This is a genomic window from Paenibacillus ilasis (assembly GCF_043195395.1).
Classification (GTDB): domain Bacteria; phylum Bacillota; class Bacilli; order Paenibacillales; family Paenibacillaceae; genus Paenibacillus_AQ; species Paenibacillus_AQ lautus.
Window position 1 is genome coordinate 1,083,471 of sequence record NZ_JBHDJG010000001.1, and the last position, 20,681, is coordinate 1,104,151.

Annotated in this window: 17 protein-coding genes; 16 read left to right on the top strand and 1 reads right to left on the bottom strand. The window is 53.6% G+C overall.

The features are described 5' to 3' along the window. Positions 1–169 precede the first annotated feature (169 nt). From ACETK5_RS05210 to ACETK5_RS05285, 16 genes are all read left to right on the top strand, one after another. Positions 170–1,543 (top strand): alpha-L-fucosidase, encoded by a 1,374-nt coding sequence (locus tag ACETK5_RS05210; RefSeq protein WP_326113890.1) that lies wholly within the window; start codon positions 170–172, stop codon positions 1,541–1,543. A 3-nt stretch (positions 1,544–1,546) separates the two neighbouring features. Further along, positions 1,547–4,663 carry a glycoside hydrolase 5 family protein gene (locus ACETK5_RS05215; RefSeq protein ID WP_394054435.1) on the top strand — a complete coding sequence of 1,039 codons (3,117 nt, stop codon included), beginning with the start codon at positions 1,547–1,549 and terminating at the stop codon, positions 4,661–4,663. 214 nt (positions 4,664–4,877) lie between these two features. Next, entirely contained in the window at positions 4,878–7,169 is a 2,292-nt protein-coding gene (locus ACETK5_RS05220) for a glycoside hydrolase family 3 N-terminal domain-containing protein (protein WP_394054436.1), read from the top strand. A gap of 61 nt (positions 7,170–7,230) precedes the next feature. Then, positions 7,231–9,147 carry a sensor histidine kinase gene (locus ACETK5_RS05225; RefSeq protein ID WP_394054437.1) on the top strand — a complete coding sequence of 639 codons (1,917 nt, stop codon included), beginning with the start codon at positions 7,231–7,233 and terminating at the stop codon, positions 9,145–9,147. After that, positions 9,113–10,804: a response regulator gene (locus ACETK5_RS05230; RefSeq protein WP_394054438.1), complete on the top strand. Its 1,692-nt coding sequence runs from the start codon at positions 9,113–9,115 to the stop codon at positions 10,802–10,804. Before ACETK5_RS05225 ends, ACETK5_RS05230 begins: the two co-directional genes overlap by 35 nt. Positions 10,805–10,898: 94 nt before the next feature. Next, complete coding sequence (locus tag ACETK5_RS05235) at positions 10,899–12,581, top strand: extracellular solute-binding protein (protein ID WP_394054439.1); 1,683 nt, start codon at positions 10,899–10,901, stop codon at positions 12,579–12,581. Between the two features lie 112 nt (positions 12,582–12,693). Further along, positions 12,694–13,593 (top strand): ABC transporter permease, encoded by a 900-nt coding sequence (locus ACETK5_RS05240; protein WP_394054440.1) that lies wholly within the window; start codon positions 12,694–12,696, stop codon positions 13,591–13,593. Between the two features lie 16 nt (positions 13,594–13,609). Continuing rightward, positions 13,610–14,491, top strand: coding sequence for a carbohydrate ABC transporter permease (locus ACETK5_RS05245; RefSeq protein WP_100538382.1), 882 nt, complete (start codon positions 13,610–13,612; stop codon positions 14,489–14,491). A gap of 138 nt (positions 14,492–14,629) precedes the next feature. Continuing rightward, the gene (locus ACETK5_RS05250) at positions 14,630–15,106 is read left to right on the top strand and encodes a DinB family protein (protein ID WP_394054441.1); all 477 of its coding nucleotides are present in this window, start codon (positions 14,630–14,632) and stop codon (positions 15,104–15,106) included. Between the two features lie 327 nt (positions 15,107–15,433). Beyond that, positions 15,434–15,634 carry a hypothetical protein gene (locus tag ACETK5_RS05255; RefSeq protein WP_394054442.1) on the top strand — a complete coding sequence of 67 codons (201 nt, stop codon included), beginning with the start codon at positions 15,434–15,436 and terminating at the stop codon, positions 15,632–15,634. A 66-nt stretch (positions 15,635–15,700) separates the two neighbouring features. After that, entirely contained in the window at positions 15,701–16,468 is a 768-nt protein-coding gene (locus tag ACETK5_RS05260; protein ID WP_326118967.1) for a class I SAM-dependent methyltransferase, read from the top strand. A gap of 67 nt (positions 16,469–16,535) precedes the next feature. After that, positions 16,536–16,934: a DUF6508 domain-containing protein gene (locus ACETK5_RS05265; RefSeq protein WP_394054443.1), complete on the top strand. Its 399-nt coding sequence runs from the start codon at positions 16,536–16,538 to the stop codon at positions 16,932–16,934. Continuing rightward, entirely contained in the window at positions 16,928–17,602 is a 675-nt protein-coding gene (locus tag ACETK5_RS05270; protein WP_394054444.1) for an HAD family hydrolase, read from the top strand. Before ACETK5_RS05265 ends, ACETK5_RS05270 begins: the two co-directional genes overlap by 7 nt. Positions 17,603–17,613: 11 nt before the next feature. Beyond that, positions 17,614–18,120, top strand: coding sequence for a hypothetical protein (locus ACETK5_RS05275; protein ID WP_394054445.1), 507 nt, complete (start codon positions 17,614–17,616; stop codon positions 18,118–18,120). A gap of 194 nt (positions 18,121–18,314) precedes the next feature. Further along, on the top strand, positions 18,315–18,737 hold the full coding sequence (locus ACETK5_RS05280) for a VOC family protein (protein ID WP_071219842.1): 423 nt from the start codon (positions 18,315–18,317) through the stop codon (positions 18,735–18,737). A gap of 48 nt (positions 18,738–18,785) precedes the next feature. Then, positions 18,786–19,622, top strand: coding sequence for a PIG-L deacetylase family protein (locus ACETK5_RS05285; RefSeq protein WP_394054447.1), 837 nt, complete (start codon positions 18,786–18,788; stop codon positions 19,620–19,622). 82 nt (positions 19,623–19,704) lie between these two features. Here ACETK5_RS05285 and ACETK5_RS05290 read toward each other — a convergent pair whose 3' ends face one another. Then, positions 19,705–20,511, bottom strand: coding sequence for a lipase family protein (locus tag ACETK5_RS05290; RefSeq protein WP_326118961.1), 807 nt, complete (start codon positions 20,509–20,511; stop codon positions 19,705–19,707). Positions 20,512–20,681: the final 170 nt, after the last annotated feature.

Below are 20,681 nucleotides of genomic sequence, written 5' to 3' on the forward strand. Positions count from 1 at the left end.
AGCTAAATTCGAAGTTTTCTCTCAAAAGTAAAGTGTTCAAGACAGGGATTCCCGGGCTAGAGTAAAGGTCATACGAAGCCTCGAGGCTTCTCTTGGATCTAGAAACGACAATTACGATCAAGGCTGACCGCACAATAAGAGCGGAGCAGCATAAGGAGGACGTTGTTCAATGAACAAGCAATCACAAGCCATCCGAGAAGGCTGGCAATGGTTTACGGAAAGCCGGTACGGCATGTTTATTCATTTCGGGCCTTATGCCCAATACGGGCGGGGCGAGCAGGTCCTGTTCCGGGAACATTTGGACCAGGCCGAATATGCACGGAAAGCCTGCGAGTGGAATCCGGAGTTCTTTGACGCCGAGCTGTGGGCATACACGGCGCGCAAGGCAGGGATGAAATATGCCTGCTTGACGACAAGGCATCATGACGGATATTGCTTGTGGGATACGGCCACAACGGATTATTCCAGCGCGAAGCAGGCGCCCGGCAGGGATCTGGTGCGCGAATTTACCGATGCGTTCCGGGCCCAGGGGCTTCGGGTCGGCTTATATTACTCCTGGATCGATTGGCGGATTCCGGCATACTTCGACGGACCGGAGAAGGACCCGGAGGGCTGGGAGACGATGAAGCAGTATTTGCATGCGCAGGTGGAAGAGCTGGTCACGAAATACGGGCGCATCGACCATTTCTTTTTTGACGGGGTCTGGCCGCGAACTGCGGAGGACCTGGACAGCATCAAGCTGGTGGAACGGATGAAGTCGATTCAGCCGGACATCCTGGTCAACAACCGTCTTGGACTGTCCGAGGAGGAGAAGCTGCATGCGGATGGCGGCGGCGGCTCGGGCGATTCCGAGGTGCTGGGCGACTTCGGCTCGCCGGAGCATGTCATCGTCCCGGACCAGAAGCGGCTCTGGGAATCCAGCCAGGTCACCACGTGGAGGTTGTGGGGGTACACGAACGGCGAACGATGGCGTCCGGCCGACGTCCTGCTCGACATGCTGTGCGAGTGTGCGGAGAAAGGGGGCACCGTCGGCGGCAATCTGCTGCTTAACGTCGGACCGCAGCCCGACGGGCAGCTTCCGCCGGCTTTCGTGGAGCGGGCGCTGAAGATCGGGGAGTGGCTGGACGTTCACGGCGAGGCCATCTACGGCTCCGATGGCGGAAACCTTACGGAGTTTATTACTTACGGGCGGCAGACCATGAAAGACAATCATCTGTATCTCATCATCCGTTTCTGGGATGGGCGGCCGGTGCTGAGGCTGGCGGATCTGGTGACGCCTGTAACACGGGTGACGCTGCTGACAACGGGACAGGAGCTGCCGTTCCGGCAGGAGGACGGCGTGCTGTGGATCGAAGGGCTGCCGCGGGAACGTCCGACCGAGCTGTTCCCGGTCATCCGCATCGAATGCGAGGAGCGGCCGCAGACCAATCAATGGGGAGTGGACCGCCTCTGGACCGGCGACCCTTCCCGGATCGCCGACTGGGCCCGAACGCGCGGCACATCCGTATACGTCGACGGCCAGCCGCGGGCGAGAAAGGAGTAAACGATGAGAACGCTGGTATTTTACGACGAGCATTTTCCTTACGAAGGCGAACGCCCGTCTGCAGAGGCACTGGGGCGATTGCGGGACTGGGCGGAGATCGCAGGTTCCGCGGACGTGGCTGAGCGGCTGACGGAAGGCGGCTGGGACGCGATGGTTCATTTGCACGGGCCGTACTTTCCGAAAGCGGCTTGGGCCGCCATCGAAGGCCATCTGAAGGCCGGCGGCGGTCTGGTTCATGCCGGGGGCGTGCCTTTCCGCAGGCCGGTTCGAGAGCTGAACGGAAGCTGGCATGCCGAACGCGAGCAGCTGGCTTATCACCAGCGAATGGATATCCATGATGCGCTGGCGGTCGACGTGTCGCGCGTCCGGGAGATGAAGGCCTCTGCCGAATTCCCGATCCTGCAGGGGCGCGAGGAACTGTTCGGCATGGAGCCGACCTGGGGCTTGACGCTGCATCCGACCAAAGCGAGCGACATCCCGGCCGAGATGGGGGCGTGCGGTCCGATGGACGCTGTCATCTCGCCGCTGCTGGTCGGCGTGGACCGTGATCAGCGCGAGCGGTCCGCTCCGGTTGTCATGCTGGAGCAGCATAAGGGCGATTACGCCGGGGGCCGCTGGATTCTGATCAACCAGCAGCTTAGGGCATCGTTCTGGGAGAACAAAGGGATGGACGCCCTGAAGGAGCTGGCCGAATACTCGGGCACGGGCGTGACGGAGCTGTGGCTGAAGCCGAACTATGCCTCCTACGAGCCGGGCGAGCAGATGCAATTGACGATCCAGCTGCAGACGCTGTCCCGGACGTCCGCACCGATGCAGACATGGCATTTTGCGGTGAGCGTCATCAAGGAAAGCGACGGTGAGACCGTCTGGAACGGACACGCGAAGTCGAAAGCCGGCAGCGAACAGCGGGATCTGCAGCAGCTTCGCTTGTCTGTACCGGTACGGCTGAATGCGGACTTGTACCGGATCGTTTGCGAAGCCGAGTCCGAATCCGGGGAGCGCCGCACCCTGACCCAGGCGGTATGGGGCGTCGACCGTTCACTGCTGCAGGCGGGAGAGCGGCTGGAATGCGGGCGCGATTACTTCCGCCGCGGCGGGCGGACGGTTCCGATCGTTGGCATGACGTACATGACCTCCGACGTCGCGCGCAAATTTCTTCATCTGCCGAACGTGCAGCGTTGGGATGCGGATATGGCGGAGATGAAGCGGGCGGGTATCAACCTGATCCGGACGGGCATATGGACGGGGTACCGGATGATCATGTTTGCCGACGGCCATGCGGCCGAGGACGTTATGCGGGCGATCGATGCCTTTGTCCTGACGGCCAAGCGGCATGAGCTGGAAGTGACGTTCACCTTCTTCTCGTTTGCGCCCGAAGCCTGGGAAGGCGTGAACCCCTATCTGGACCCGAGATCGGTGGAGGCGCAAAAGCGCTTCGTTGCCTCCATCGTCGGACGTCACAGGGGCACGACCAACGTGCATTGGGACCTGATCAACGAGCCTTCGCTGTTCGATCCGAAGCGAATCTTTGAGGGGCCGGTATCGATAGGGGACCGGTTCGAGCGGCAGGCCTGGTCCGAGTGGCTCCGGCAGCGCCACGGGGAGGATCTTGAACTGCTTCAGGAGCGCTGGAACATGACGCCGGGCGAGCTGCCTTCATTCGAGTCTGCACCTACGCCGAGTCCGGACGACAAGCTGTTCAACAGCGTGCTGCAGCCGAAGAAGTGGGGACCGTGGATCGATTTCACGCTGTTCACCATGGACATGCATAATCGGTGGGCGTCCGAGCTCATCGGCACCATTCGCCGCTCCGATCCCCGCCAGCTGGTAACGGTCGGGCAGGATGAGGGCATCTGCTCCCAGCGCCCGTCGCCTTCGTTCTACGGCCCCGCCGTCGATTACACGACGGTCCACTCCTGGTGGCAGAACGATCACCTGGCTTGGGACGGCATATTTACGAAAACGCCGGACAAGCCGAATCTGATCCAGGAGACGGGCATCATGCACATGCAGCGTCCGGACGGCATCGCCAAGCGGACGGAGGAAGAGCTTCGCAGCATCCTGGAGCGGAAGTATGCGTATTCGTTCTCGACCGGGGGCGCGGGTGCCGTGCAGTGGATTTGGAATATTAACTACTTCATGGATAATGCCAACGAATCCAACATCGGGGCGCTTCGGGCGGACGGAACGCAGAAGCCCGAAGCCGATGTGTCCTATGACTTCGGCCGCTTCATGAAGGAAGCAGCCGGCTTGTTCGACGATGAACGTCAGCTTGAGGATATCGCCGTCGTTTACCCGTATTCGAATGATTTTTCCAGCCGGAAGCTGGCCTACGAAGCGACGACGAGGGCTATGCGCGCATTGACGTTTGGCATGAACGTCCATCCGCGGGGCATTGGCGAATATCAGCTCGAGGATCTGAAGCGTTATCCGGCCAAGCTGATCATCGTGCCGAGTGCGCATAATTTCGACGAGGCCGCGTTTGCCCAGCTCCTCGACTTGGTAAAGGAAGGGAGCACGGTCTTGTGGACAGGCCCGCTTCGGACCGACGCGTATTGGGGGCCGGCACCGCATCGCCTGCGGCAGGAGATAGGCGAAACCGTTCATGCCAACGTTCTTCGCGAAGAAACGCTGGAGCTGGCGGGAGCGCATTTCGCCGTTTCGTTCGGCGAACGGAAGATTAACGCGCTGGCGGTGGATCGTCCGGCGGGCCGGTTGGATGGGAGCCTAGAGCCCGTCACGGTGACCTTAGGTTCGGGACGATTCATCTGGTGCCCGATTCCGGTCGAAATGAACGATCGCTGGGAGCCGATCCAGGCGCTGTACGCGGAAGCTATCCGCTCCGCAGCCGTTTCGCCGGAGCTGGAATGGCTAAAGGGAGGCGAGCTGCCCGGGATCTACGGCCGCAAGCTGGCGTTCGGACAGGGAAGCTTGTACATTTTCGTCTCCGAGCATGGGGCAAGCTCAGAAGTTGAGGTAAAGGACCCGGCATCCGGGACGGTCTACGCCTTCGAATTGGAACGGGAACGGACCGTGATGTTTACGACCGATGCCGGGGGACAAGTGCGGACCGTATACCGGCCGGAGGAGGTACGGATCCGGCAGAGCCAACCATCTTGAGGCGTACTCGCCCCTCAAACGGTTGGAAGAGGGGTCTTGCTGTTGACCTGGATAGTCACGGTGCGGCGCGGCCTTCTGCACATTACGCATAGAGGGAGGTTCTCCGGCCGATCGGATCGTGCCGGGGAACCTTTTTCTTCCATCGGAAATTTCGGCAGGGCTGCTGTGATCAATAAGATCTAATTTAACAGGAAAAAGAAAGGGTGTGCGCGCTATGGACTACAAGGATGCTGCATGGCCGGTTTCGCGGCGGGTCGAGGACTTGCTGGAGCGGATGACGGCGGCGGAGAAAATCGGACAGCTGATCCAGCCGTTCGGCTGGAAGGCTTACATAAGGAACGACGACGGTACGATCAAGCTTACCGAGGAGTTCAAATCGCAGCTTGCGGAAGGAGGAATCGGTTCCTTGTACGGTACGCTGCGGGCCGATCCCTGGACCGGGGTGACGCTGGCAAACGGACTGTCCCCGCGGGAAGGGGCGGAAGCGGTTAATGCAATTCAGCGTTACGCGATGGAGCACTCCCGGCTGGGGATTCCGATTCTGTTCGGGGAAGAATGCTCCCACGGACATATGGCGATCGGGGCGACGGTGTTCCCCGTACCGCTCACGATCGGAAGTACCTGGAACACGGAGCTGTTCCACAGCATAAGCCGGGCCGTTGCCGCCGAGACAAGAGCTCAGGGGGGAGCGGCCACCTATTCGCCGGTGCTGGACGTGGTACGGGATCCCCGCTGGGGCCGGACTGAAGAAACCTTTGGCGAGGACCCCCATTTGGTGGCCGAATTCGCGGTTGCCGCCGTGCAGGGACTGCAAGGCGAACGCCTTGATTCGCATACCAGCCTGCTGGCTACGCTGAAGCATTTCGCAGGCTACGGCGCTTCCGAAGGGGGACGCAACGGAGCCCCCGTTCACATGGGCCTCCGGGAGCTTCACGAAATCGATCTGCTGCCGTTCCGCAAGGCCGTTGAAGCAGGCGCCTTGTCGGTTATGACGGCTTATAACGAAATCGACGGAGTCCCTTGCACGTCCAGCCGGTACCTGCTGCAAGACGTACTTCGCGAGGCGTGGGGCTTTGACGGCTTTGTCATTACCGATTGCGGCGCGATCCATATGTTGGCATGCGGTCACAATACGGCCGGATCGGGAGTGGAGGCGGCGGCCCAGTCGCTAAAGGCCGGAGTCGACATGGAGATGTCCGGGACCATGTTCCGGGCCCATCTTCACCAAGCGCTGGAGCAAGGGCTGATCTCTGAAGACGATCTGAATATGGCAGCCGGACGCGTGTTGGAACTGAAGTTTCGCCTGGGGCTTTTTGATCGGCCTTATGTGGATCCAGCCTGGGCAGAGCAGGTCATCGGCTGCAAAGAGCATATCGCTCTGGCCTACCAGGCCGCGGCTGAAGGCATCGTGCTCCTGAAGAACGAGGGGAACCTGCTGCCTCTGGATTCGAGCAGCGGAACCATTGCCGTCATTGGCCCCAACGCCCATGCGCCGTACCATCAGCTTGGCGATTATACCTCCCCTCAGCCGCCGGGGCAGATCGTAACGGTGCTGGACGGCATCCGCCGACGGCTGGGAGACAGCCGCGTTCTGTATGCCCCGGGCTGTCGCATTCAAGGCGATTCAAGGGAAGGCTTCCCTCGGGCGCTGGCATGCGCCGAGCAAGCTGATGTCATCGTGATGGTGCTTGGCGGCTCCAGCGCACGGGATTTCGGGGAGGGCACCATTGATCTCAGAACCGGTGCCTCGGTCGTGAGCGGGGATGCAAAGAGCGATATGGAATGCGGGGAAGGGATTGACCGCTCGACCCTGACGCTGATGGGTGTGCAGCTGGAGCTGCTGCAGGAGCTCCATAAGCTCGGCAAGCCGGTGATCGTCGTTTATATCAACGGACGGCCGATTACGGAGCCGTGGATCGACGAGTTTATTCCGGCGATCATCGAAGCTTGGTATCCCGGCCAGGAGGGAGGCGGTGCCATTGCGGACATGCTGTTTGGCGATATCAACCCGTCCGGTCGTCTGCCGCTGTCCATTCCGAAGGAGGTTGGCCAGCTGCCGATTTCTTACAATGCCAGAAGGACACGGGGCAAGCGTTACCTGGAGACGGATCTTGCGCCGCGGTATCCGTTCGGCTTCGGCTTAAGCTATACGGAATTCCGTTACAACCGTCTGATGATCGAGCCGGCCGTCGTCCCCATAGGCGGCGAAGCCACGGTCCGGATCGACGTGACCAACGCGGGAGCACGGGACGGTGCGGAAGTCGTTCAGCTGTACGTCTCGGATTTGGCCGCCTCCGTGACCCGTCCCGAGAAGGCGTTGAAAGGGTTCCGCAAGGTGTTCCTGAAGGCCGGGGAGACGCAGGAAGTAACGTTCACCATCGGCAGCGAGCAGCTGGAGTTGATCGGCCTTGACCTGAAGCCGGTGGTGGAGCCCGGCGAGTTCCGCATTCAGGTCGGCCCCGACTCGACAAGAGGAGAGATCGCAAGCTTGATGGTGGAAGGCTAAACGGTCCGTATGCAAACTTAAACCATCTTAACGATACAGGTTCAACCCGGCGAAAGCGGATATGCTGAAGTTGTTGGCCGTCCTTGCTGAAGCCGGGCAACCGGTCGTGAATAGTCGTGTAACCGTTATTGTCCGCATTCCTCCTGTCTTCAATCGGCCAGGAGAAGCGATCATGGTAACGAAGTGGAGGCGAACGATGATGCTGCTGTGGTTCAAATCGATTTATCCCAAAATCGTGGCCGGCTTTTTGTTGGCCATTACGCCGGTTTACGCCGCTGCGCTGTATATGAACGAGTCCGGGCTTGCGAGCGTGGAGCAGGAAATTACCCAGTCATTGAATGCGAGGACTAATTTCTTTATGCGCACGCTGGAACAGGAGCTGCGATCGACGGTGCTGCTGATGAACGATTTGTCGCAGGACTCGGACTTGCAAAAGCTAAGTACTATTGCGCCCGCCATGAGCCGTTCCGAATATTTTCAGGCGATCAACCGCCTCCAGGGCAAAATGCGGCTGCTGCAAAGCTCCAATCAATACGTTCAGGAGGCCAAAACCTATATTCCGCTGATTGAGAAAACGATTGAGCAGGTGTCGTACGAAGGAGCCATGCCGCCGGAACAGATGAAGGCGCTTGAGGAGCATCCCGATCGGGTCATTTTTGAGTGGAAGAACAAACTTCTGCTGGGTATGGTATATCCGGAACGAATGCGAAACGACAATCCGCCTAATTTTGCGATTGCCGCGGAGCTCTCCGTACCGAAATTGCAAACGGCGCTCCTGCAGCTGGCCACGGGGGACGGGGGCGCCGTTCTCATCGGCGTGGACAATAGCTGGGTCCTGACTCGGGAGGACGCAGGCAGCATCGGGCCTCGGTTAGTCGAACGCATTGACATGGAAGCGCTAACAAACACGGAGTTTTCAAAGCTCCCCTACAACACGAAGGTAAGGGCGGATGGGGCCAATTATTGGGTGAGCGTGGAGCGTTCCGCCTTTTTGAATGCCGATCTGGTCGTGTATGTGCCGGAGGACGAATTTTTGGGCCCGCTTGGGAAATACCGCCTCATATTCTTCGGGCTGTCGGGCTTCTCCCTTCTTGTGGTTATTCTGTTCTCGGGTTGGATCTACAGGCGGATTCATCAGCCGCTTCAGCGAATGGTGAGGACATTCCGCAACATCGATTTCGACAGTCCCCGGGTGGAGCTGCGCCACAAGCATCATGACGAGTTCCACGATCTGTACGAGCAGTTTAACCATATGGTGAAGCGTCTGCAGGTACTGATTCACGAAGTGTTCGAGCAGAAAATCCGTTCGCAGCGTTCCGAGCTGAAGCAGCTCCAATCCCAGATCAACCCCCATTTTTTATATAACAGCTTCTTTACGCTCCATCAAATGGGAGAGATGCAGGATTACGAGAATATCGTTCGTTTTACGAGGCATTTGGGGGAATATTTCAGGTTCATTACCCGCAACGCTGCCGACGAAGTTTCGTTGAAGGCGGAGGTGGGGCATGCCAAGGCTTACGTGGACATTCAGTCCATCCGTTTCCATAACCGGATATCGGCGTATTGGGATGACATCCCCGGTGATTGGGAGCGACAGGACGTTCCGCTGCTCATCCTGCAGCCCTTAATCGAAAATGGATACGAGCACGGACTTGAGGAGAAGGAAGCGGACGGGCAAATCCGGGTGACCATGGCCGCTGAACGGCATGTCCTGCATATCATCGTGGAGGATAACGGGGAGACGTTGACGGACGAAAAGCTGCGGAACCTGCAATCCATGATCGCGAATTCGGACGTGAAAGGAGAGATCACCGGTTTATCCAACGTGCATCGACGCCTTCGATTAAAATTCGGGCCTGCGGGCGGATTGGCCTTTTCGAGAAGCCGATTAGGCGGTTTGAGAATCGATATGACACTGCCAAAGCAAGAAAGGAGCGAGATGGATGAAGAGCAGGTACAGAATACTGATCGTGGATGACGAACCTTTTATCGTGAACGGGCTTGCGGAATTGTGCCTTGGCGCGGAATTTCTCGAGCTTGAGGTGTATAAGGCTTATTCCTCATCGGAAGCCTTGAGCTGGCTAAAACGGGCGAAAATGGACATCGTTTTGTCGGATATCAAAATGCCGGGGTTAAACGGCCTCGCCCTGCAAAAGGAAATATCCAGGCAGTGGCCCCATTGCAAAGTGATTTTTTTGACCGGATACGACGACTTTTCTTATATCCAGGAGGCCACCCGGCAAGGGAGCGTCGATTACGTTCTTAAGGCGGAGGGAAACGATGCCGTGCTGAGCGCGATCGAGAAGACCGTGGAGCTGCTTGACCAGGAGATGGAAGAGGGAAGTCTGATTGCCAAAGCGAAGGACAATATGCGCATGGCGCTGCCGTTTTTACAGCAGCAGTACGTGCTGGAGCTCATGCAAAAAGCATCCGGACATATTCGGCGGGAGGAGCTGGAGCAGCGCTTTGCGGAGCTGGAGATGAAGCTGGATCCCGGCAAGCCTTGCCTGCTGCTGTTATGCCGGCTGGACGGCTGGCGAAGGCAGGATGGTCCATCGGCCCATTCGCTGATGCTGTACGCGGTCCAGAACATCATCGGCGAGCTGCTCGGCCCGATGACCGTCGGCATGGCCGTGGAGTACGGCAGGGCCAAGATGATCTGGATTTTGCAGCGCAAAGAGGAGGGGGAGGAGCATCCGGAGGAGGTTCAAAGTCCGGCGGCGGAACGGGTCCAGCGTTTTGTCCGCGGGATGCTGGAACAAATTCAGGACGTTTGCAAAACGCTTCTGAAATTGAAGACTTCGTTTGCCATGGCTGGCGAATGGGTTGATTGGGAGCGGCTGCCGGACAAATTCGAAGGGCTGAAGCAGCTGCTGGACAGCGGCCTCGGGATCGGCCACGAATCTTTGTTGACCGAAGCCGGTGAGCGCAGCCGCCCGGATCGTATGGGGCATTTTCCGGGGCGCTCTCGCTCGCATCTGAAGCGGATGGAGCTGCTGCGCGGCTGTCTAGACAACGGGGACCGGGAGGAATTCATGCAGTTGCTCCATGAGGTGACCGATATTTCTTCCTTCCCGCCGGAAGTCGAACATTTGCTGAAGATGGAGGTATATTATGGCCTGGTGTCCGTGATGATGCCGTCCCTGGTGGATATGGAAGCTCTCTGTCAGAACGAAGAAGGGGAAGGGGCTGTGGATTATATCACATTGACTCATCTGGAGGAGCATGATTCCTGGACGGAGGCGACCGAATATTTCGAAAGGCTGGCGGACATCATCTTCGGCCGGAAAGAGCAGGGGAAGCAGGATCAGCAGCATGAGGTGATTGCCAAAGTTCAACGGTATATCGAGGATCACTTAAGCGGCGACCTGTCCTTGACGCAGATCGGGGAGGCGGTGGGACACAACCCTTCGTATTTGTCCAGATTGTACAAACAAGTGACCGGTGAGGGCCTGTCCGAGTCGATTAATGCCGCTCGGCTGGCCAAAGCGAAGCAGCTGCTGAAGGAAACGACGGACAAAATCCATGTCATTGCCGCTGCGGTGGGTTTCAGTTCTCCGCCGTATTTTTACCGCTTTTTCAAAAAAACGACCCATTTGACGCCGCAGGAATACAGAGAACTTCACAACATGTAAAGAGAAGATATCAAAGTAAAGAGCTTGGAGTAGATAGCTCTTTTTTTGTTCCCTTATACTCTAAACAAACATCGAATTCAAGGAGGTCGCAAACATGAAGAGAAATAAGATCTTGTCCGTATTGTGGATCAGTATGCTGGCTTTCGTGTTTATTTTAAGCGCTTGCAGCAAAGGGGAAAATGGCGGAGGCAGCGCGGTTGGTTCATCCACCGATAGCGAAGCCTCGGCCTTGGAGCCGGGCGACCCGTTCGGCAAGTATGATCCCCCCATTCAGCTGGATGCCGTCCGGTTTGTGGGAGAAGAAGTGAAGTTCCCGTCCGGACAGGATATTAAAAACAACGTGTGGACCGACCTTTATAAGGAAATGGGCATCAACCTCAACTATAAATGGGTGGTGACGGGTCAGGAGCAGTATGAATCCAAAATGAATATCGCGATTGCTTCGAATGACCTCCCGGATATCATGCAGGTGACGCCGGAGCAGCTGCGCCAGCTTGCGGACGCCGGGCAATTGGCGGACTTGACGCCCGCTTTCGAGAATTTCGCCAGCGATGACCTGAAGAAGGTCATGGAGATCGAGAAAAACGCGCTCCCTTCGGCAACGTTTGACGGCAAGCTGTTGGCGATCCCGTCCACCCAGCCGGTCATCGGCGGCTCGGCTCCGCTGCTGTGGGTCCGGGAGGATTGGATGGAGAAGCTGAATCTGCCTGAACCGAACACGATGGATGACCTTGTGGCCATTGCGGAGGCGTTTGCCAAGCAGGATCCGGACGGAAACGGCAAGGCGGATACCTACGGACTTGCGCTGACTAAGGATATCGGATTAAACAGCTCTTCGGTAGGTTTCTTTAACGGCTTCGGCGGTTTCCCGCAAATTTGGATCGAAGACGCGGAGGGACAACTGCAGTTCGGCAGCATTCAGCCGGAGATGAAGGAAGCGCTAGCCAAGCTGCAGGAGATGTTCAATAACAAGCTGATCGACCCGGAGTTCGGCGTAAAGGATACCGTCAAGGTCTTTGAATCCGTGACCACCCACAAAATCGGCATGCTGATCGGACCGAGCTGGTATCCGGCATGGCCTTTCTGGGACATGGTGAAAGAAGATGAATCGGTGAATTGGAAGTCCTACCCGATCCCGTCTTTGGAGGGCGGTCCGGCGACGGTGCAGATGCCTTTTGCCGTATCCCAATATTACGTGGTCAAAAAGGGGTACGAGCATCCCGAGGTTATCGTCAAGCTGGCTAACCAGTATTATGAGAAGCTGTACAGCGACAATGCCGAATTTGACAAGTACGGCCAAATTATCGAAGACGGCGTATCCATCGGAGTCAACAAATATTCGTTGGTTGAGGTCGTCAATCCGAACAAAGACCTGATCCGGCAGGAGGAGCTGGCCAAAGCGCTGGAATCCGAAAGCGACGCGGACATCACCAGCGCCGAAACGAAGATCATGTTCAAGGAGTTTCAGGACTATCTCGCAGGCAACAATCCGATGGGCTGGTCCGGCTATGCCGCCAACGGTCCGGAAGGCTCCATGAAGCAGCTTCGCGATTTGAACGATGCGGGCAAAGTCATCTCGAACGGTTATGTCGGCGCTCCGACCGAGACCATGGCCGACAAAAAAGCGACGCTCGATCGGCTGGAACAGGAGACGTTCATCAAAATCATTTTAGGCGAGGCAAGCATCGACGCCTTTGATGAGTTCGTGGCCAATTGGAAGAAGCTCGGCGGCGACAAGATTACCGAAGAAGTTAATGCATGGAAGGCCGCCAGATAAGAAGTTCGGCTAACGGGAACAGGGGAGGGAGGTTTCTGACACCCGCCCCTGTTCTCTTTTCACCACCTGCTGAAGGTGAATGGGATATACATTGACAGACAGGAGGATCGCCATGTTAAGCAAAAAATTTCGGCGGCAGTGGCCGCTTCATTTGATGATCTTGCCCGGCATCGTCATCGTGCTGATCTACAGCTATTGGCCGATGATCGGCATCGCCATGGCCTTTCAGAAATTCGTGCCGTTCAAAGGCCTTTTCGGCTCGGATTGGATTGGGCTGGATAATTTCCGCTATGTGTTCGATTTGCCGGAAACCGGTCAAATCATTTGGAATACGGTGTTTATCGCTTTCATGAAAATCATCGGGGGATTGATCGTCCCGATCCTGGTTTCGCTGCTGCTGAATGAGCTGAGGAACGAGCTGATCAAACGGGGCGTGCAGACGCTCGTCTATTTGCCGCATTTTTTATCGTGGGTCATCCTCGGGGGAATTTTCATCGACATTTTGTCGCCGACAAACGGGATCGTAAACCAAGTATTGGGCTGGTTCGGCATCGAGCCGATTTTTTTCCTGGGCAGCAACCAATGGTTTCCTTATACCCTCGTCATAACGGACATCTGGAAGGAGTTCGGCTTTAGCACCATCGTCTATTTGGCTGCGTTAACCTCCATCAATCCATCCCTGTATGAGGCGGCTACGGTCGATGGCGCAAACCGCTGGAAACAGACCTGGCACATCACGCTTCCCGGCATGATGCCGATCATCATTTTGCTGGCGACCCTCTCGCTTGGGAACGTGCTGAATGCCGGTTTTGACCAGGTGTTCAACTTGTACAGCCCGCAGGTGTATGAGAGCGGGGATATTCTGGATACGTTTATTTACCGGATCGGCATGCAGGGCGCCCAGTACGGGGTGGCCACGGCGATCGGCTTGTTCAAATCCTTGATCTCGTTCGTCTTTATCGTGACGTCCTACGCCCTGGCATCCAGGTTCGCCAATTACAGAATATTTTAGGAAGGAAGGTGTCCCTATGCATAAACCGTCACTCAGCCGCAAATTCTTTCTTGGCTTCACCTACGCTTTTCTGATCGGTCTGGGGCTGCTCTGCTTTCTTCCCATCGTTCATATTCTGGCGGTTTCCCTCAGCTCCAAAGGCGCGGCGACGGCGGGGATCGTAAAGCTGTGGCCCGTCGATTTCACGCTTAGCTCCTATCAGTACGTGCTGAATAAACCGCAATTTATGGTAGCGATGTGGGTCACCGTGCAGCGTGTCGTTCTCGGGACCGGGATCAGCATGCTGCTAACATTGCTGATCGCCTATCCGCTGTCGAAGGAACCGCGGGATTTTAAATTCCGCACGCAGTATGCCTGGTTCTTCGTGTTCACGACCCTGTTCTCCGGAGGGTTGATACCGAGGTATATGACCATCAGGGATACGGGGCTGATCGACACGATGTGGGCGTTGGTCATCCCTGGCGCTGTAGCGGTGTTCAACGTGATTTTGCTGCTCAATTTTTTTCGAGGTCTGCCCAAGGAGCTGGAGGAATCCTGCTTCATTGACGGCGGTAGCTACATCACCAGCCTGTGGAAAATATACGCGCCGCTGTCGCTGCCGGCCATGGCTACTGTTACGCTGTTTACAATCGTCGGGCAATGGAACGAATGGTTCGACGGACTGTTACTCATGAATTCGCCGGAAAAATACCCGCTGTCCAGTTACCTGCAGACCGTTATCGTTCAGACCAATCTGACGTCGATCAATGCGGACGATGCCGCGGCCCTTTCCGAAGTGTCTAACCGAACGTTTAAAGCCGCGCAAATATTCATCGGCTCGCTGCCCATTCTGCTGCTCTATCCCTTCCTCCAGCGTTTCTTTGTCAAAGGCATCGTGCTGGGAAGCGTGAAAGAGTAATCCGAATATGCTCTATATTTTGTTTGATCCGCGTGCCTCCTTTTTCGCAATATATGGTATAATTTCCTAGCAGGTGTCAGGTGCTAGCATCGTAAACTCAGGCTTACCGATATAGCAATCAAGTAAGGAGAGAGCAGAATGAACAAACCTTTTCTTCAATTGTACAACTATCACATGTGGGCGAACGAAAGAGTATGGAATCATTTGCAATCCTTGCCGGAAGGCGTGTTTCTCCAGGAAGTGAACCTGGGCTTCAAATCCATCGCCGAAGTTTTCGGTCACCTTGCAGCTGCGGAGGAAGTTTGGTTTGCCCGGATCAAGGAGGAAAGTCCTCCGTCGCTTGCCGCGAGACCGTTCGCGAATATGGAAGCAGCTTATCAATACCTGAGCCAGCTCCAAACCGAGCACCATGAATATTTAGCGTCAATTGGCGATATGGGGAAGGTTGTGACTTATCACAATACTGCGGGTGAGGCATTTCAGAATTCGATTTCGGAGATTCTCCAGCAGGTCGTAAATCATGGAACCTACCATAGAGGCAATATCACGACCATGCTTCGGCATTTGGGACACAAAGGAATCATAACGGATTATATTGCTTTTTTAAGAGTGTAGCTTAAACGAAACCACACATAGGGGACTTCCTGCTGTCATGATCTCATGAGCCGGGGGAGTCCTTTTGCTATTTTTACCAAACGGAAATGAGGATGTAAAATAGATTGAGAATGCTCAGGTCAACAGAAGGATGATCGGGAGTCGTTTTATGTAAAGAATGTTTATAAATATCGTTGGTATAGAGCTTCCTACTGCTCATTTGTATGATATTAGGAATGACCTCATAGCTATAGATATTCATAGGATCAAAAGAGCGACGCGAGTGAAGTGCTGATCACATTCGAGGAATACAATAACACGAAACCACATACTACCTAATTAGTTTATTTGAATGTGTATCAGGACGGTCAAGTCTTGGTCCACGACCCGCCCCGGGACGTCCGTAGCCATCTTGATGAGCTAAACGAATGGTTTCAGGATGGGACGCTGTTCACGACATTCGATGGCGCGCTGCCTCGTGATATGGATTCTAAAGATTGGGACTACCAAAGAATCCTCTATCGGCCGGAAGAGAAGCGGGAAGTGTAGTGAGTGATCATATCAGCTGAGTTGACGGGAAATAAAAAACATTTATAAAAAAGTGAGGTTATTCCAATGTATAGTTTGTACGGAGCGCTGTGTACGGAGGTGTATGATCTGAGCAAACCGTTAGGTTTCTCGTTTGGCGACGTGGAATATTATGTAGAGCGCCTAAAAGACGTTAAGGGCAAGGTGCTGGAAGTTGGATGTGGATCGGGCAGGGTATTAATCCCGTTGCTCCAAGCAGGCATTAACATCGAAGGCGTGGATAATTCGGCTGCGATGCTGGATTCCTGCAGAAGAAGATTAGCGGAATTGAGCCTTGAGGCTAAGCTGTTTGAAGACGAGATGCATAACTTTTCGTTGGCGGATGCCTACGACGCCATTATCATTCCAGCAGGATCTTTTCAGTTAGTGGAGGGACGCGAGCGGGCGGATTCGGCTCTGAAACATTATGCTTCCCATTTGACGCCTGGGGGTAGATTGATCGTGGATCTGTATATTCCTACGGATTTAGACGCGAATCACACCTCGACTAGAAGCTGGGAAACTTCCGATAACGAAGTCATCGTTCTGGAGGAAAGACGTACGGAATGCAATCTGCTTGACCAGCGCATCGTCTCGATTCTGAAATATGAAAAATGGAAGGAAGGCCATCTGGTTCAGACCGAGCTGCAGCGGTTTCCTCTAAGCTGGTATGGGATGCATGAGTTTGAACTCATGCTGGAGAAGCAGGGATACGAAGAGATTACGAAGTCGGCTGACTATCGCTGGATGAATCAACCTGTAATTGCGGGTCAGATGATGACATACGAGGCTAGGAAGGCTTTAAGGGGGCGTTAACAGTCATTAGGGCGTTTATCCGAGGTGCCATAAGAAACTTGCGCAGAAAATGAAGTGAGGTGATGGTATGCCGTATGATTCAGACTTAACTGCTTCAGATGTGGAGCGATTGCTCTCATACCTCGATTATTTTCAAAATCCCGGGTCCGTTTTTTACCACGATGTTAATGGATATCGATGCGAAAGCCAGGAAATCCGAAGTTTTCGTAAAGCCTTAGATGATGTCGGCTTCCTCATGGTATTTAACTGGAGCGAATGGTTAGCGGAGAACGAGGTTTATCGAGATTTAAATAATCATATTGGGAGCAGCATTAGCAGCGCCGATCTGGTAACCCTTAGAAAATTGATGACCAGTTATGTTCGCGGTGACCGAAACAATGAAGGGTTATTCATCAGCGTATGTATGAAAGGACATGTTGCTGAAATTTTATTGCGACTGAGAGCGTTAAAGGGTTTGCTATGCTGACAACCAAAGCGATTTTCCTCGACTTTTATGGGACTGTAGTTCATGAAGATGATGAGATCATTCCTTTAATATGCCGGAAAATTAAAGATAGTTCTCGTGAAAAATGTACGATTCAGGAAATAGGGCAATACTGGTGGACATCATTCTCGAAGATGTTTCAAGAAAGCTACGGGGAAAACTTTGATACTCAAAGAAATCTGGGTAGGATGTCTTTAAGCATGACGATAGACTACTTCAAAGCGGATTGCATTGCAGAGGAGATCATACAGGAGCAATTTGAGCATTGGCAAAGGCCAGGCATTTATGAAGATGCTCTCTCATTTTTTAAGTCGTGTGAGTTGCCCATATATATCATTTCTAATATTGATACATCAGATGTGATGGCAGCCATAAAGTTTCACGAATTAAAGGTTACTGGCGTGATTACGAGTGAAGACGTTAGATCATATAAACCTAGGTCGGAAATATTTGCAGAAGCACTTCGAAGGTATGAGTTAAAGAATACGGAGGTACTGCATGCCGGGGATTCATTAACAAGTGATGTTATAGGGGCTCAAACATTGGGAATACGAGCCGTTTGGATCAATCGCATGAACAAAATGAAGCCGGATCATATACAGCTCGATAACATCATAAAGAAGCTGACGGAATTAGAAAGGATCATCTAGTGCGAAATATTGTGTTGATTGTCATTACATCATGTAAGACCAACTCTGAAGGTTCAACTACAAATTATGTGCATGTAACGGAGCAGCCGGTTGAGCTTATTGAATCCAAACTGGAATTCATTCCGGAGATTCCAATATACATCCCGATTGATGTGGCAGAAGAAACCGCCTCTTTGGAATCGTATGAAACCAAGCAAGGGAAATTTCAGGAAGTGGTATACCATCATAGGAATAATGATAAACAGCAGCTTTATAATTTAATCATTACGTATGATGAGACTGACCAGATATACAGTGAACAATCCATTGCGAGAGGGAAGACAAGCCACGCTCTGGAACATGGCATTCAAGGATATTATGAAGAAGATGATGATGGTCAATCATTATGGTGGAGAAATAACGGCTTAACGTATAGATTTGTATATTTTCTTAATGAAGGACAGCCTAAGTTAGATAAGCAAGAATTAATTCAGTCCGCCAACTCGGTTGAGCCGCTGCAACCTAATGGAACCCGTTAATTCAGAAAAAGATAGCTTCTGTTTTTATTGATGTAACCCTATGGAAAAATCGGTAGAATGTATACAAGGCTTCCGGACCTTTCGGATCCGGTCTTATGGGAAAATGTACAGCTCTGGACGGGAACATCATGATGATTGTACTAGAAAATAAATAAGAAACGGAAATGAAAAATCATATCAGAGGGGGAGAGAGCATGATTCAATCCATTGTTCATATCGCGTTAGTCGTGAAGGACTATGATGAGGCCATCGCATTTTATACCGAAAAGCTGAATTTTACCTTGATTGAAGATACATACCAGCCTGAACAAGATAAACGCTGGGTGGTCGTAGCACCACCGGGATCGGTCGGCACAACGATATTGCTTGCGAAAGCGTCCAAACCGGAGCAAGAGCCATTTATAGGCAACCAGTCAGGCGGCAGGGTGTTCCTGTTCTTGAATACGGATGATTTCTGGAGAGATTATCGTGAAATGGTATCGCGGGGGATTGAATTTGTAAGAGAGCCCAAAGAAGCGGATTACGGCATGGTGGCGGTATTTAAGGATTTATACGGCAATCTGTGGGATTTGCTGGAGTTGAAGGAAGATCATCCATTGATGAAACGAACGAAGTAATTGGTACATTGATCGTTCATTCAAGAAATTACAAGGAGGGAGCAGCAGATGTCTCATATTCTCAATCTTATTGTCATTGCTGCACATCCGGATGAACCTGAAATCTATGCAGGCGCGATCTCGGCAGCTTACGCGGAGATGGGTCATCGGGTCAAGTTCGTAACGCTAACCGATGGATGCTGTGGTCATCATGAAATGAGCGGGCAGCAGCTGGTCGAACGTCGGATTCAAGAAGCTCATGAGGCAGCAAAGCGGCTTGGGGTGCTGGAATACGTCGTTCTGCCCATTCCCGATGGCGAATTGATGCCCACGCTCGAAGTACGCAAGGAGGTGATCCGTCAAATCCGTGGCTGGGAGGCGGATATCGTCATTACGTTCCATCCGGACGGTCCCGGACATGTAGATAACCGCAATGTCGGGAAGGTCGTGCGGGATGCGGCCGATTTTGTTGCGAATGTGCCGAATGCCGTCCCTGAAGTGCCGTCATTGAAGAAATCCCCGATATTCCTGCTGATGCCGGATTACGCGGCACGAGCGACGTATCAACCGGATATGGTGTTCGATGCAGGAGCCGTCATCGAGAAGAAATTGCTGGCCTGCGATGCCCATGCTTCCCAATTCTATGAGTTTGCACCTTGGCAGGGCGGTTTCTTGGATGCGGTACCGAATACTTGGGAAGCGAAGCGGGATTTTATTCTGAAGTATTGGGATCGGTTCCTGAGCGTCTCGGACGAAATGCTCCCTTCGCTTGCGAAGCAATATGGCCAAGACTACGCAGCCAGCGTACAATATGCAGAGCCTTTCGAAATTGCGGATTATGGCAGAAGACCGAATGAGGATGAAATGAAGATTTTGTTCCCGATGTTAAGGGGTGCTCATGAGTAATCTATTCTTGGTTAAATAAGAAAAAGAGCGGATTCCCTTCTCAGGGAAGTCCGCTTTCTTTATATAATTTTGAATAATAAGCTTACACCTTCTCTAATGGTGATTCTGTAACTGGACAGAATTCGGGATTCGTCGAACTTAAGCGTTCGGCAAATTGCGGCTGGAGCTTGGCAAGCTCCGTATAATAACTACCGATCACGTGGTTTCCGCTCACCGACCCATTCTGGAAGGTCAAAGGCCATTGGGTATGCACGTGGCTGTAATAGTACTTCTTCTCCCGTTTCGGCATCTTGTAGATATGAGGCGGAGCATGCGTTACGACATCGAACAGGTTGGCAATACGGGAGCTGCTTCGAACATATTTAGCAAAGGCCTTGGCAAAATCGGGATCTCCCACACGAGGGGACCCGTAGGTAAACACATAGGGGGATTGGTGGTCCGTGTTGGCGGCAACATCAACTGCGCATAAGGTTGCGAGTGCTCCTCCAAGGCTGTGGCCTGTAATGAACAGTGTCTTGTGTGTAGGAAGTCGGTTAAGCGCCGACATCACCTGGCCGCGAGCAGAGGCGTAGATGTTAGTGAAACCGCGGTGTGTGAGAGAAGAGTCCTTCATATATTTGAAGTTTTTTTGGGAGGCGATGGCATCTGAGATCCAGTTTGTCGTTGAACTGGTGCCCCGAAAGGCAATAATAATTTCGTCCGGTGATTCTAGAATAAACCCAAAGCGCTCGGACACGCTGATTAAGGAGTTCGCCTCAATGGTGTCATAAAGCGAATAATTTAGCGGAAGGACAAATGAGCCGTCCGTATTGGTGAATTGTGTATAGGTCTGTCCGCAGATCGCTGCCAGAAAAATGGCCCATTGTTCTCGTTCCATGCTCGTACCCATGCACATCCCGCCCTTCTGTTCTCCTACACTATATTAGGGTGTGGAAGGAAAGGTGCCTATACGACTGAGAATAGCGAATCCACCATCAAGTCCAAGCTTAACACGGATTTTATTATCAGAAGGGTTTGGGTAGAACCGAGTTATATGGTACGATTCAATAGACGTTTTTG